The sequence below is a fragment of the Adlercreutzia agrestimuris genome, from assembly GCF_943193125.1.
GTDB lineage: Bacteria > Actinomycetota > Coriobacteriia > Coriobacteriales > Eggerthellaceae > Xiamenia > Xiamenia agrestimuris.
This window is the reverse complement of sequence record NZ_CALPCX010000001.1, coordinates 465531-480781: the sequence shown is the minus strand read 5'-3', so window position 1 is coordinate 480781 and position 15251 is coordinate 465531. Positions and strand designations below refer to the sequence as shown.

Genomic DNA, 15251 nt, shown 5'->3' with positions numbered 1-15251 from the left:
CGCACCTCGCGCCTGCGAGTTGCAACCTGGTCTGCCGCGGCGGCGCTCTCTTGGAGATGAGTGGTACAATTTCCCCACGTAAAACAAGAAAATCACCGCCTTCATTTTGGTTCATTTATTGGTGAGAGTACCATCAAGTATGTGCCTAAAAGTTTGGCGAATGATTTAACCGAGAAGAATGTAGCGAGGAGAAAGCCATGTCAAACGAGACTGCAGCGCCGCAAGTAGGCATCATTATGGGTTCTGAATCTGACATGCCAGTTATGGAAGCATGCATGAAGCAACTTGAAGAAATGGGCGTACCGTATGAAGTGAAGGTAGCAAGCGCACATCGCAAACCCGCCGAGGTGCATGAGTGGGCCTCAACTGCCCATGAGCGTGGCATCCGTGTCATTATCGCAGCTGCTGGAAAGGCAGCGCATCTTGGTGGTGTCGTTGCAGCTTACACACCTAACCCTGTCATTTGTGTGCCTATGAAGACCAGTGACTTGGGTGGCTTAGACTCGTTGCTTTCAATGGTGCAAATGCCCTCCGGCGTGCCTGTTGCGTGCGTAGCCATTAACGGCGCTAAGAACGCGGCAATTCTCGCAGTGCAAATTCTTGGCACGGGCAACGACGAAGATCGCGAAAAGATTATTCAGTTCAAGCGCGAAATGGCTGAGGCATAAATGACAAAGCAATTATTGATGGGAAACCAGGCGTTCGCGCATGCCGCTCTAGAAGCAGGCGTGCGCGTTGTCGCGGGATATCCGGGTACACCGTCCTCTGAGCTGGTAGAAACAGTGGCTCATCTTCACGAGAAGGGTGCAGCGCAGGGCGTGCATGTGGAGTGGTCCACCAACGAAAAAGCTGCACTTGAGCTGGCTGCCGGGGCTGCATACTGTGGCGCGCGCGCGTTGTTTACGTGTAAGCAGGTGGGCTTGAATGTTGCATCTGATGCGCTTATGAGTCTCAACTATGTAGGAGTCAAAGGCGGAGCGGTGCTCTTTGTAGCGGACGACCCCGGTCCCATCTCCTCTCAGACGGAGCAGGATACGCGTCGCTTTGCAAGTTTTGCAAAAGTACCCGTGCTTGATCCGGCTACACCCGAACAAGGTTTCGCCATGATGCAAGTGGCGTTTGACCTGTCGGAGCGTTATCGCACGCCGGTGATTGTTCGCCCCACAACGCGTATCTGTCATGCATCAACGTTTTTTGACGTTGCTGACCAAACGCAAGCGCGTGCATTACCGGAGGAGGGCTTTGAGCCTGATCCGCGATGGATTATTTTCCCGCGTCGCGCATATCTTGGGCATGGCGAAATCAATGATCGCTTGAAAGACATGGCACACGATTTTGCTCACGATGAGCAGTTTGTGCAGTTCAATACAATGTTTGAGGGCGGCACGTCCGGCCGCAGCGACAGAGCAGGCACACCTCGTCTTGGTATCGTAGCGGGCGGCGTTTCTGCCGCATATGTTCAAGACGCGCTCTCAGAACTAGAGCGGCGCGCACAAAAGGCAAACGTTTCTCTGCCCGTCTATCGTTTCTGGCAGGTGGGCACGCCATATCCCTTCCCCGAAGATCTTGCCACTTCGTTTGCTGCGGGGCTTGAGCGCGTCATCGTGTTTGAGGAGCTTGATAGCGTCTTGGAAGATGAGATGCTCATGCACGCGGGACGCACGCATGCATCATATGAGGTGCTTGGCAAATACACGCATGATACTCGCGATAGGGGCGAAAACGACCTTGATGACACGCTTCTGCGCCTGGCGAATTATCTTGGCGTGGATGCACTTGTTGGATGCATGTCCATGTCAGAGGAGCAAGAGTCGCTCATGGCGAAGGTGCCGATTCGGCCTCCCGTGCTGTGCGCGGGCTGTCCGCATCGCGGTAGTTTTTATGCCATCAAGCGTGCGTTGGGCAAAACTGAAGCTGTGTTATGCGGCGATATTGGTTGTTATACCCTTGGCAACGCCGCACCGCTTGAAGCTATTGATACCTGTTTGTGTATGGGTGCAGGAATTACTATGGCTCAAGGGTTTTCGGTGGTGGAGCCGCATAAAAAACAGGTGGCATTCGTGGGTGACTCTACGTTTTTCGCAAGTGGGCTCACCGGCGTGGCGAATGCAGTCTACAACGGTCATGACATCACCATTTGCGTGTTGGACAACTCTACGACCGCAATGACCGGATCGCAACCTCACCCGGGAACAGGTGTCACGCTCATGGGAGAGCATCGCCCGCCAATTTCAATTGAAGCAGTTTTGCGCGCGCTTGGCGTGAAGTGCATAGAGCATGCCGATCCGCTGAACCTGGAGGAATCTCTTGCAGCTGCACAAAACGCTCTCAACTATGCCGGTCCTGCTGCTTTGATTTTTAAGTCTCCCTGCATTCAAATTGTGAAGCCTGGCGTGCCGGTTGAAATTGATACTGAAGCATGTACCGGCTGCAAAAAATGCATCACAGAAATTGGCTGTCCTGGCATTGGTTTTGATCCGCAAGCCCGCGGTGCAAAAAGCAAAGAGCGTGGTCAGGCATTTATTGACCCAACCTTATGCAATGGTTGTAACCTCTGTTGGCAGGTATGTCCTTTTGATGCCATTGCGCCGTCAGCTCCGCTTGATACTCAGCAGACCGAGCAAAGTACACCGGTATCGGTGCACGAGTCTGCAGTAAAGGAGGCGCGCAATGATTAATATCTTGTTAGCCGGTGTTGGCGGACAAGGCACGGTGTTGGCAGCGAAAGTATTGGCGCAGGCCGCACAAGATAAAGGTTGGAGCGTGCGCACTGCCGAAACCATTGGTATGGCGCAGCGCGGGGGTAATGTGGTGTCGCATGTTCGCATGGGCAACGAAGGCGAGTCGGTGCTTTCGCCACTCATAGCTCATAAAAGTGCAGATCTTATTATTGCTTTTGAACCAGGCGAAGCAGCACGTGTTTTGCCTTACCTTGCGCCCGGTGGCCTGCTCGTTAGTGCAACGTCAGCACTACAACCGGTTACTGCTGCACTTTCAAAAAAACCTTATAGCGCAGTCGACATGCTTGAAGGGATAAAGCGCGCGCTAGCTCAAACGTCCGCAGAGTTGGTGTGCGTTGATGATGCAGCGCTTTGTGCAGAAGCGAAAACGCGCAAGGTGCTTAACACTATTTTGCTGAGCGCGGCGCTGTCTTGCGCCAACGTTAATCTTTCGCTTAATGATTTGCGCGCTGCCATTCAGGCATGCGTAAAGCCGCGCTTTGTGGATATGAATCTTGCTGCTATTGATATTGTAGAAGCCGCAAGCGCAAAAGAGTGAAGCTAAAAAACACGCCCCGAGCACGAAGGTTCGGGGCGTGCATTCTCATCAGGAGCTCATTGATCTTGTCGAAAAGTGGGAACCAACCTGATAAAGGATTGCACCCTTTTGCTACAATCGCATAAGCGTGCCATGTGGGCACGCAAGACAAAACATTAAGAAAGAAGCATCTCATGCGCATGACTGATGAGCAACTCGAATTAATCAAAGGCCAATTCAAAAGCTTGAAGGCTCGCTCGGACTTTTACGCGAAAAAGTTTGCCGACATTGATCTGTCTGACGTGCAGTCACAAGAAGACTTTGAAAAACTGCCATTCTCTGAAAAAGACGACCTTCGCGCGGCTTATCCTCTTGGATTGCAAGCAGTGCCAGACGAAGAGATTGTACGCATTCATAGCTCATCAGGCACAACGGGAACACCTGTCATCATTCCTTACACCCAGCAAGATGTTATTGACTGGGCAACACAGTTTGCACGTTGCTATGAAGTGGCTGGCATCACTCCGCTTGACCGCATTCAAATTACTCCCGGCTATGGACTTTGGACGGCTGGAATTGGTTTTCAGCTTGGAGCCGAGCGTTTGGGCGCTATGGCAATTCCTATGGGCCCGGGCAATACTGAAAAGCAGCTCAAGATGATGCAAGACCTCAAATCAACGGTTTTGTGCGCTACTAGCTCCTACGCACTTTTGCTTGCTGAAGAAATTGCGCAGCGCAACCTTCGCGATCAACTTCATCTTCGCAAAGGCGTCATTGGCTCTGAGCGCTGGGGCGAAAAGATGCGCAATCGTATTTCTAATGAGCTGGGCATTGAGATTTATGACATTTATGGTTTGACCGAGGTATATGGACCGGGTATTGGTATTTCGTGTGACGAACATCACGGCATGCATGTTTGGGATGACTATGTCTACATTGAGATTGTTGATCCCGTAACAGGCAAAAATCTACCTGATGGTGAAGTTGGTGAGTTGGTCTTGACGACGCTTCGTAAGCAAGGCGCGCCGCTGATTCGTTATCGCACGCATGATCTGACTCGCATTTTGCCAGGAGATTGCACGTGCATGTGCGGGCATCGTCATCCGCGTATTGACACGCTGACCGGTCGCACCGACGACATGTTTAAGGTGAAGGGCTGTAACATTTTCCCCGCTCAAGTGGAAGAAGTTATTGCAATTACCGACGGTGCCAGCTCTGAGTATCAGGTCATGATTGAAAACATTTCAGGCAAAGATATTTTGACGGTGTTGTTTGAAACTCCGCTTGATGGCGAAGACAAGACGCGCGCCGAAGAGCAACTTGCGTTGTTGTTCAAGGCGAAGTGCGGTTGTACTCCTGACGCAAAAGGCGTGCCTATGGGCGAATTGCCACGAAGCGAAAAGAAGACAAAGCGCATTTTCGACAGCCGTTACTAAACTTGAGCTAAGAAATAATAAATTTTGCAGAGTTTAACTCTGTATATAGAACATGGGTGTATGCGAAGAGAGAATCGTGTGCACCCACTTTGTTAAAGATTACCAAAATACCCAAATTTAATTTCACAGCGTCTCAACAGTGTGCTAGAGTAGGCGCATGTTTTTCTTGGACGGACATATCGCACACACTGATACAGCATGCGCTGTGATGAGCCAGCATGTTGCTCAACAGTGTTGCGGTGACGCGGCTTGTGCAATTATGAGTGAACACTTCGCCCAGAAATCCGCATGCCTGTCCTTCATCAGCTCAGCCTCTGATCGATATTGTTAGCACACGAACTTCGTTGTTCGGGTGCTAATTTTTTTGCCCGGACACGTGGGTCGTGTGCGCCTCCGATGGGGCGAGTTGACGAAGGGCTACACAGATTATCGTCTGCTCTCCTTGAAAAACACCTTGTGGAATGTGGGTGATGAAGGTACTAGCGTGCATTCATCAGAAGAAGAGAAGGGAAGAAGATGATTATCAAGGTTCTGCTTGTGGTGGTTTTTATAGCCGTTGCAGTAGGAGTTGGTCTGTATTGTCGTAACTCTACCAAGACAGTTGACGGGTTTGTTCTTGGTGGAAGAAATGTTGGTCCTTGGATGAGCGCATTCGCCTATGGCACCAGCTATTTTTCAGCAGTGGTATTTGTGGGCTATGCTGGTCAGTTCGGATTCAAGTACGGTATTGCCACAACATGGGCTGGCATTGGTAATGCTATTTTGGGAAGCTTGCTTGCGTGGTGGGTGCTTGGACCGCGCGCTCGAGAGATGACACATCGTTTAGGTGCGCAAACAATGCCCGAGTTCTTTGGTAAGCGCTATCAATCAAAGGCGCTTCGCATTGCGGCGGCAGCCATCATTTTTGTTTTCTTGATTCCTTATACGGCGTCGGTCTATAACGGGCTATCGCGTTTGTTTGGTATGGCATTTAACTTGCCCTACGATGTTTGTGTGATTGGCATGGCGGTTGTGACGTGCATTTATGTGGTGCTCGGTGGGTACATGGCAACCGTTATGAATGACTTTATCCAAGGCATTGTCATGCTTTTAGGAATTACCGCGGTTATTGTGGCGGTCATTTTGAGTAACGGTGGCTTTTCGGAAGCAATGATTCAGCTTTCCCAGATTCCAGCCGATGGATCCCAGATGCAAGGGGCCTACACCAGCTTTTTTGGACCAGACTTATTCAACTTGCTTGGCGTTGTTATTTTGACTTCGCTTGGTACATGGGGTCTGCCGCAAATGGTGCAGAAATTCTACGCTATCAAGAGTGGTCCTGCTGTTAAGCAAGGTGCTATTATCTCTACCATTTTCGCCTTCGTTGTTGCTGGCGGTTCATATTTCTTGGGAGGCTTTGGCCGTCTTTACACCGATCAGATTGAATATGCAGCAAACGGTACACCGATTTATGACTCAGTTATTCCTACGATGCTTTCCACCTTGCCCGACATTCTCATTGGCTTGGTAATTGTATTGGTATTGTCAGCGTCAATGTCTACGCTTTCGTCGCTTGTGCTGACCTCTTCATCTACGCTTACCATTGACCTGATCAAAGGCAATATCGTTAAAGATATGTCCGAGAAAAAGCAGCTGGTTTCTATGCGTGTGCTGCTTGTGGTCTTCGTTTTGATCTCGATGCTGATTGCCCTTTTGCAGTATCACTCTTCAATCGTTTTCATTGCGCAGCTGATGGGTTACTCGTGGGGCGCTTTGGCTGGCGCATTCTTGGGACCCTTCTTGTGGGGATTGTACTCTGGCAAGATTTCAAAGGCAGCAGTATGGTGCTCATTTGTGATTGGTGTCGGTTTGACCGCAGTCAATATGATTATGGGCATGGTTGGTACGCCGCTCATTGCAAGTCCTATTAACTGTGGTGCATTGGCAATGCTTTTGTCGCTTGTGGTTGTGCCAGTTGTAAGTCTGTTTACACCGAGCGTACCTTTCCAGATTGAAAAGCCTACTCCTGAAGGTGCTATTGACCGTGAGTATGAACGAGAGATTGAAGCTGAAGAACTTGCGAGCGCAGAAGCGGGAGCCGCTGCGGACGTATAAGAGTGCGTGATGGTAGTTGTGGCCGCAAAAGTGGAGCCACAACTACCAAATTATCAGCTATTTGCTCGTTGCACGGCGCTGATCATCGTATACTATTCGCACGTATTGCGAATGAATGCTGTTCGGCTTACGTCCTCATGAGATCTTATGCCGTAGAGATTTTGTCGAAGGCGCACGCGGGCCAGCGTCATTTCGCCCATCCTATGAGAAGGGGACAAACATGGAAGGATTTGACCTGATCACAACTGGTCTATGGTCAATCGTGCCACCAATCCTGGCGCTTGCGTTGGCGCTTATCACCAAGGAAGTGTATTCGTCGCTGACCATTGGTGTGTTTGTGGGCATGATCATTTATCAGTTCACTTTGGCAGGTGTTGGTTTTGACCAGCTTATTGCAGCGTTTGTTATGGTTCCGCGCATGATGGCTGAGCAAATAGCTGGCAATGGAGCGCTGTTGCTATTCCTTGCGCTCTTAGGCGCGCTTACCGTTGTTATTGCTACGGCTGGTGGCTCGCGCGCCTATGCTGAATGGGTATCAACCCATATCAAAAACGCAAAGATGGCTCAGATTCTTACGGCAATTTTGGGCATTATCATCTTCGTTGACGACTACTTCAACTGTCTGACAGTTGGCGCGGTTATGCGACCGGTGACGGATCGCTTCCATATTAGCCATGAGAAGCTTGCTTGGATCATTGACTCCACTGCAGCTCCGGTTTGCATTATCGCGCCGGTATCTTCATGGGCTGTGGCTGTTGGTGGATACATTGGCGAGGGTGGTTTTAACACCTTCGTTGCTTCTATCCCGTACAACTTCTACGCACTGCTGACCATCTTCTTCGTTTTCTTTATGCTTGCATCGGGAGAAGATTTTGGTTCAATGCGCGCTGCAGAAGAAGAAGCTCGTAAGGATATTCCTTCAGAAGGCAGCGCACTGCATGCGGTTGCTACAGCACGTCTGGGCGACAAAACGGTTGAGGATTTCGAAGAAGCTCATCCTCATTTGAATAGTGTTGTTACTGAAGTCACCGATATTGACGACGCTGCACAAGAGACAGTTGAAGAGTACAAAGGCCTCAACATTTCTGATAAAGGCAAGGTCTATGACCTCATCATCCCCATTGTGGTGCTCATCATCTTCTCTATTTTGGGAATGCTCTATGTTGGCGGGTTCTTTGAAGGCGTAGATTTCGCAACAGCTGTTGGCGAAGACCCCGTAACGGGTCTGTGCGTGGGCGTGTGCGTTGCGCTTGTGGCAGCGGCAATTATGTTCTTGCCGCGCGGTCTGACAACGTTGTCAGGGTTCATGGATTCAATGAGCGAAGGCGTGCGCTCCATGGTAGGCGCCATTATGATTTTGGTTCTTGCTTGGAGTTTGGGCGGAACGTGTCGCTACCTTTTAGGTACGGGCGAGTTTGTGTCCAGCTTCTTGGGCAGCATGGGCGTTGGTCTGGCGCTTTTGCCAGCTGTCATCTTTATTGTTGCGGCGTTTATCGGTTTTTCGATGGGCACATCTTGGGGTACTATCGCACTCATTTTGCCGATCGTGATTGGTGTATTTGAGGCGGATGACCCGCTGTTCTTGGTTGCTATTGGCGCGACATTGGCTGGATCGGTATACGGCGACCACATCTCACCCATTTCGGACACGACGATTCTGTCCTCTGCAGGAGCTAAGTGTAATCACCTTCGCCACGTTGCAACGCAGATTCCTTATGCGACGCTTGTTATGGTGTTCTGTTTTGTGGGATATCTCATTGCCGGCTTTACGCTTAATCCTTGGGTTTCGCTTATCTTTGGTGTAGTTGGCATCGTGATTGCGGTAACCATCTTGCATAAGATAAAGCCAAAAGCTCAGAAGAAATAAAGAGCGCGTTTGGTGCGGGTGTTCGTAAAATGCGAGCACCCGCTTTTTTATGCGGAGTGCACATGACTGCGTCTTTTTGTCCTACAACCCTTTTGTGGCGACTTCTGAGTGACAGCTTTCAGGAGGCGCAAGCGCGGCAATGTGCGAAGTGGGCGGAGCGCTCGTTGTGATGGAACGTTCGGCTACCCCGCGATAATAGAGGGAAGCGACAAGTCGTGGGGTTCGCAAGGAACTTCATCAACATGTTGCTCTTTGAAGGCAACACCAACAATGACGGCATCGTCGCGCAGTTTGGGCAAAAACTGATCATAGTTGCCGCCCCCGTAGCCCAGACGAAATCCTTGATCATCAAATGCTACAAGCGGCACAACGACCGCATCTAGCTCAGAGGGCGCAACCTCTCGCAAACCCGCATTCTTAAGCTCAGCTTTCTTGTATACGTGCAATTGGTGATTGAGAATGCTTGTTTTGAGTGTGTCAAAAGCATCGCGCTTTATGGCAAAAAATCGCATCTCTTTGGCTGCCCGATGTGGTGTTGTGCATGGGGGCTCAGAGATATCGCTTGCCGTAGTTTCTACCATAAGCGGGAAGCAAAGGGTCCAATTATCGCTCAGCAGACGAACCGCTAAATAGGAAAGATCCACCTCGGAATTCATGGCGAAATAGAGTGCTATATGTTGAGGGTTTTGGTCGTCATTAACTCTGACATTTCTGCTCAGAAAATCGTGCACGTCTGTACAGATTTCAGCACTTCGCAGCGAACGCTGTTTTGGATCTATATGGTCGCGTCGTTCAAGAATCGTGTGACGTAGCTTGCGTTTTTTGGCTCGATTTTCGTTGCTATTGCTGTCCCAATTTGTGGGCAGTTGAATATCATTTGAAATTGTTACCATTTGAACTCCATTAATAAAACCCCATGTAAATTAAAAATCACTATCCCAAAAATGGGACGATAAAAATCAACAATCACGTAACATCGCAAAGTAATGGTCTGGTAACGAACAAATTTCGTTATGATGACTGTATGTCGTATAAGTAACCAAATTCATTCGATATGACCTGCAAACACATCATTTACCTTGATAACCGTTGTAAGCATTGAGTACACTCGTGGTGAAGTTAAGGCTGCTCCTACTCAGGAAATTAGATCAGAGGCCCTAAGCACTTCTCAGGTTTGCTAATCCAAATTTCATGGGCAGTTGAGATTAAGAGACCTGACGTGTAGTGCGTCGTTTCTAAATATAACGGGCAGAATAGATGGATGCAACCACGATGAAACGGTTGCTGATCGGCGTGCATCTAGCACCAAAGTGAGGCGCCGAGTTAGGAGACAATCAATGCAATTCAAAGCTTCTACAGACTATGGGATGCGTGCCGTATTGTATCTGGCGGCGCGTGGCACCACGTGTTCCTCGCGTGATATAGCAGAAGACATGTCAATCCCTCGTGATTACTTGATTCAGCTTGCTCAACTTTTGCGCAATGCCAACATTATTGAAGCACGTCCGGGAAAACATGGCGGATATCGCTTGGCGCAAGACCCCACTGAAATTAGCGTTTTGGATGTCATCAATGCACTTGATGAGGATTCAAAGATGGCAACTCGCGAACGTCGTAGTGCACGCAAGGGCGGTCAGATGGTACAAGAAATCAAGCAAACCTATGATTTGATTGAGGAAAGCATGGATGCATTCCTTTCAAGTTTAACGGTTGCGTCGCTTCTTGAATGTGTCACAAATGGCGACAATAGCAGGCAATTCTTGGCAAGTCGTCTCCAAGAAGAGGGCGAACGCCTGGTTACTGCGTAAGGTTAGATAGCGATAACTACTTACAAGTAAAAGAGCTGCGTCAGACATCGCATCGGCGCAGCTCTTTTGTATTATCCAATACCAAGAATCTGCATAGCAAGAAGAGCAACAGTGAGCAGGGTAACGATGCCAACTGTTAGCCAAATAAGAATGCGAGACACGGGCCTTGAAGCATAAGTTCCCATAATGCGCTTGTCTGCAGCAATGATGGCCATGAAGACCAAAAGCACAGGAAGTACCAAGCCGTTTACGAATTGCGCAGTGAGCATCATGCTCATGAGATCCACGTTAGGGATGAGCACCACTACCATGGAAAACGCAATAACGAAGGTAAAAATACCTTTAAAGGTTGGAGCTTCACGCCATTTGAAGGAGACGCCTGCTTCCCATCCGAAGGCTTCACAAATCACAAAAGCCGTGGTGAGCGGCAAAACGCATGCTGCTAAGAATGAAGCAGCAATCAGGCCGATTGCAAATAACACTTCAGCGTATTGACCAGCAAAAGGCGCAAGTGCAGCTGCGGCGTCTGCAGCGCTTTCAATTTGAATCCCTTCGGGATAAAGCACTGTGCCTGTAGTAACAATAATGAACCACGCAACTAGACATGCTGCAATGGTGCCAGCAACAACGTCCACCTTTTGGGAAAACATGTCCTTAACTGAGAGACCTTTTTCTACCACGTTGCTTTGGTTAAAAAACATCATCCAAGGAGCAATAGTGGTACCAATCATGGCAATTACCAGTGATAAAAACTGCTGGTCTTGCACGATTGTCACCATAACGGTGTCTTGTACAGCTTGCTCCCAGTTCGGTTCAGCCATAAATGCTGCAATCACATAGGTCACAAACACAAGCGAAAGTATTAAGAACACTTTCTGTACGCGCTTATATGAGCCGCCAACAATAAGCAACCAAACGGCAATAGCCGCAATAGGTACCGCCAAATACTTCGACACACCAAACATTTCCATGCCGCTTGCAATGCCGGCGAATTCCGAAAACGTGGTGCAAACATTACCTATGAGCAGCGCCAACATTGCTAGGGCAGTGAGGCGAATACCAAAACGCTCGCGAATGAGTGCAGCAAACCCCTTGCCGGTGACTGCACCCATGCGCGCTGCAGTCATTTCAACCACAATAAGCAAGATGCACATAAGTGGGATAACCCACAGTGTGGCAAATCCAAACTGCGCGCCTACCGTTGAATAGGTGGAAATACCACCAGCATCATTGCCTGCCATGGCGGTTACGATGCCTGGTCCCATGGCAGCCAGCACCAAAAGCAACTTGCTTTTTTTGCGCGGCGTTTCTTCAGGCAAAGCTACGTCGGTAGTTCCTTCTTCAGAAGGAGTGCTTGATTCTACACTGCGGGCATGCCCTGTTACAAATGCACCCCATTCGCGTTCAGTCTTGTTGCGAGAGATGGTGTGTCCATGCTGCCGATTCTTTTCAGACATGCTACACCCCCAATACGCCAACTACCTGCAGTAACGCTAGGGTATAAAGCGCCAGCCCGATAAGAGCAGCCACGCCAATGCCTACACCTTTAAGCACGCGCGATTTTGTCTTATCGCTTGTGACATCCTCTTCAATAGCGTCCCACGCGTCATCGACCGTAACAATGCCAAGCATGACGCCGTTTTCGTCAACAACAGGCATTGCAGGAATGTCATACTTAAAGATGTCTGCGGCTACATCTTCTTCTGTCTCATCAGGGGTTACCGAGATGACATCGTCATACATAACCTCACGCACTTCTTTGCTATCATCGGTGAGCACCAACGTGCGCAGAGACAAAAGGCCGCTCAGCTTGCCATAGTCATCTAACACGTACACGTAATGCACGGTCGGATGATCTTCATCAAGTTCGCGAAGTACTTCAATGGTTTCGCCGACGGTGGTGTCTTCCTCAACAGCAACAAATTGCGTGGTCATCATGCCACCCGCTGTGCCGTCTTTGTATCCAAGGAGGCGACGAATGCCACTTGCATCCTCAACGCCCATCAGGCGCAAGAGCGTTTCAGCCTTTTCATAGGACAAGTCGCGCACAATGTCAGCAGCATCGTCAGGATCCATGTTGCCCAAAAGGCCAGCAGCTCGCGCATCATCCAGGTCCTCGAAGAAATCTGCTTGATATTCGTCTTCCATCTCCGAGATTGCCTCGGTTGCCTGCGCGTCATCGAGATGCTGAAAAACGTTCGCGCGTTGTTGCGGATCAAGCTGCTCTAAGATGTCCGCCACGTCAGCAGGGTGAAGTTCGTCGAGGCGTTTATGGGTGACCGAAAGCTGCACTTCAGAGAGGTCGCGATCAAGCAAATCCATGTAGTTCCATGCAATGATCTGTTCGTCGATGCGCTTGTTGAAAAGCTTTGCAACCGCAACTGTTGCGCGCTCAACAAGTGGATGAAGCCCACGCAAGATACCGCGTGCGCCAACCTCTGCACCGAGCAAGCGGAGTTGAGAGCCAGAGACGGACAACTTGAGGTCGTTTACGCGAACGACTTTCAGGCCTTGCGTGTCTACGATCTGACGGTTGAGCAGGTCTCGCGCGAGCAAAACTTCGTCAGGTTGCAAATAGCTAAAGCGAATATCGTGCGCGGCAACTTCTAGCGTAATGCCATCTTCGTTGAAATCTTCAACATACTTGCGCCAAGAGATCATAAACGGCACTTTGCCAGGACCCTGGAAAGCAAGCGAGGTAATTCGAGGGAACACTTCGCCGGTGGAGATAGCCAGATCAGAAATGGTACCAATCTTTTCGCCATCTGCGTCGACAACAGGCTTCCCCATCATCTGAGAGAGATAGAGCATGAAATCCCCTTACGGTCATCATGATTGCAGCTCCTTTGGCTGCCGACATAAGGGGAGCCAAAGGACTACAAACTGTGAGGTTTCGATTTTCGAACCTTCAACAAAGTTCCTTTCTACGGCCAACAAAAAACCGCACGTGCTGGTTTCAGTCGTTGCGGCGAAGGATACTTCCAAAGATGCGCGTTTGTTCTGGTGAACACACGCAACAAGCCTTGAAATGGCGCTGAATATAGGTAGCGCACAATCCTTAACTTTGCCATTCTAGCAGATACTAAGCGCAGTTCATAGTTTTATCGACAGTTGAGTTTATGGGTTAGTTAAAACTCTTCACAGTTTGCAGAGGAGACATGAAGCTGTCTGGTAGCAAAATGTCTCATTCGTCTGTAAGTGATTTTTGCAGATTCATTTTTTCAAAGAGTTGAACGAGACGCTTAAGATCATCACGGTTGTGCACGTCGGTCTTTTCGTAAATACCGCGCACATATACCTTAATAGTATTTGGGGACACAAACAGCTCTTCGGCAATTAACTTAACGCTATATCCTCGAACAAGATAGGTAAGCGTCTCAAACTCACGCTCAGTTAAAGAATAGAGTTTGCACATTTCCCTTAAAGCATGCTCTTCAGAATGAGTAGAGAATTCTAGGTTTGGTTGTATGTGGACATTGGCATGAGAGCTTTGGCTATCAGAACTCTGCGAAGGTGTTGATGAGGATGAATTTGAGTCAGCATTTTGGTGTTTTAAGTGCGTTTGCAAAAAGATAAACATGCACATTGAGAGAAGATAGATTACCAATAACGTAAGAATTACAAGCTTTGCTGTTTCAGAAACATTGGTATGAGAGAAAAGCAATACGCCACTGAAGATGCCTATGATCATCACAAGACGAAATGCGCTTTGCGTAAGAGCTGTGACAGTAATAATTGGCCATGAATTCTTCACCGAGAGGCGTGCCATAAAGCAAAGGAAATTGTAAGTTAGTAGATGATAAGTTGCTACAACAATGCCGTTTATTGCAATGCCATAGTCCATTCCGAGAAGCGGTAAGAGAATAAAGACCGTAATAATGATAGGCGTAATCCAATAATAAATTTCTGAGCCATGAGTTTTAGACCCAACAAAGTTGCCAAACACAAGAAATATGAGGGCTGCAATTAAGGTAAACACCACCATCGTATTGTTGGTAGCAAGAAAAGAATGTCTGGCAAATGCAAGTTGTCCGCTCATTCCAAAAACAAATGCAAATACAAGAACCGTTAAAAAGGATTCAGCTGCTCCGCTCTTTTTGAAGTCTAAAAAGGTAAAGCTTTTTTGCGAAGTCTTTGGTGTGTCTTCATTGGGTTGTTCTAGCAAAAAACCCGCTCCCCATATTGCGCAAACGGCAAAAAGAGAACCAAGAGGAAATCCTAAGAGAATAATGACAGACGCTACAAGTGGTGCACCAACGAAAGCCTTAGCCATTGTTTTGCCATCGCATGTTTCGTCGTTTGTCGCAAAGTGTTGCTGCCATCCGGTAAACAGTAGTGCGCTGCCAAATCCTGCACAGAAGCCACCTGTTATAAACCAGATAGATCCACTGGGAAGTTGTGTTGCCGATAAGAGGAATATGCCAGCTGTCATAAGCGCTGGGCCAACTTTGGAAAACAAAAAGTTTAGAGCAGCGTTTGAAGGTCGCTTAGCGAGAATTGCTTGCAGCACAAACGAAAGAATGAGAGCAATAAGGAATGTGATGTTGAATTCATCATTGGGAACTCGACCGTTTGATAGATTAAAGACTGACTCGCCAGATAAAAGCGATAACTCTACACCGCGAGCCAACGAGAACCCATAAGCAGTTTTGTTTGCCCACGAAGCTGATCTAGATTGAAAGAGTGAGCGCATAGGAAATCCCTCCATTTTCCTGATATAGGGAGTATATAAGTACCTGCTAAATCCTATTCGCCCAAAACGGGTGAATAGAAAGTTTACCCATTTGA

Annotated in this window: 11 protein-coding genes; 7 read left to right on the top strand and 4 right to left on the bottom strand. The window is 48.7% G+C overall.

The window, feature by feature from the left end:
* Window positions 1–197: 197 nt before the first annotated feature.
* The 6 genes from purE to NFR28_RS01900 all read left to right on the top strand — a co-directional run bounded on the left by purE (window position 198) and on the right by NFR28_RS01900 (window position 8655).
* Complete coding sequence (gene purE, locus NFR28_RS01925; RefSeq protein WP_251178149.1) at window positions 198–668, top strand: 5-(carboxyamino)imidazole ribonucleotide mutase; 471 nt, start codon at window positions 198–200, stop codon at window positions 666–668.
* Window positions 669–2678 (top strand): thiamine pyrophosphate-dependent enzyme, encoded by a 2010-nt coding sequence (locus NFR28_RS01920; protein ID WP_251178148.1) that lies wholly within the window; start codon window positions 669–671, stop codon window positions 2676–2678.
* On the top strand, window positions 2671–3279 hold the full coding sequence (locus NFR28_RS01915) for an indolepyruvate oxidoreductase subunit beta (RefSeq protein WP_251178147.1): 609 nt from the start codon (window positions 2671–2673) through the stop codon (window positions 3277–3279). Before NFR28_RS01920 ends, NFR28_RS01915 begins: the two co-directional genes overlap by 8 nt.
* Before the next feature lie 173 nt (window positions 3280–3452).
* Entirely contained in the window at window positions 3453–4694 is a 1242-nt protein-coding gene (locus NFR28_RS01910) for a phenylacetate--CoA ligase family protein (RefSeq protein ID WP_251178146.1), read from the top strand.
* 516 nt (window positions 4695–5210) lie between these two features.
* Window positions 5211–6788: a sodium:solute symporter family protein gene (locus tag NFR28_RS01905; protein WP_251178145.1), complete on the top strand. Its 1578-nt coding sequence runs from the start codon at window positions 5211–5213 to the stop codon at window positions 6786–6788.
* Between the two features lie 220 nt (window positions 6789–7008).
* Entirely contained in the window at window positions 7009–8655 is a 1647-nt protein-coding gene (locus NFR28_RS01900) for a Na+/H+ antiporter NhaC family protein (protein ID WP_251178144.1), read from the top strand.
* A gap of 182 nt (window positions 8656–8837) precedes the next feature.
* Here the strand turns inward: NFR28_RS01900 and NFR28_RS01895 are convergent, their stop codons facing one another.
* Window positions 8838–9548 (bottom strand): 5-formyltetrahydrofolate cyclo-ligase, encoded by a 711-nt coding sequence (locus tag NFR28_RS01895; protein ID WP_251178143.1) that lies wholly within the window; start codon window positions 9546–9548, stop codon window positions 8838–8840.
* Window positions 9549–9992: 444 nt separating this feature from the next.
* Here NFR28_RS01895 and NFR28_RS01890 point away from each other — a divergent pair, with 444 nt between their 5' ends.
* Entirely contained in the window at window positions 9993–10463 is a 471-nt protein-coding gene (locus NFR28_RS01890; protein WP_251178142.1) for an RrF2 family transcriptional regulator, read from the top strand.
* A 71-nt stretch (window positions 10464–10534) separates the two neighbouring features.
* Here the strand turns inward: NFR28_RS01890 and NFR28_RS01885 are convergent, their stop codons facing one another.
* The 3 genes from NFR28_RS01885 to NFR28_RS01875 all read right to left on the bottom strand — a co-directional run bounded on the left by NFR28_RS01885 (window position 10535) and on the right by NFR28_RS01875 (window position 15156).
* Window positions 10535–11920 carry an NRAMP family divalent metal transporter gene (locus NFR28_RS01885; protein ID WP_251178141.1) on the bottom strand — a complete coding sequence of 462 codons (1386 nt, stop codon included), beginning with the start codon at window positions 11918–11920 and terminating at the stop codon, window positions 10535–10537.
* A gap of 1 nt (window position 11921) precedes the next feature.
* On the bottom strand, window positions 11922–13274 hold the full coding sequence (locus NFR28_RS01880; RefSeq protein ID WP_251178140.1) for a magnesium transporter: 1353 nt from the start codon (window positions 13272–13274) through the stop codon (window positions 11922–11924).
* Between the two features lie 373 nt (window positions 13275–13647).
* The gene (locus NFR28_RS01875; protein WP_251178139.1) at window positions 13648–15156 is read right to left on the bottom strand and encodes a response regulator transcription factor; all 1509 of its coding nucleotides are present in this window, start codon (window positions 15154–15156) and stop codon (window positions 13648–13650) included.
* Between the last annotated feature and the right edge of the window lie 95 nt (window positions 15157–15251).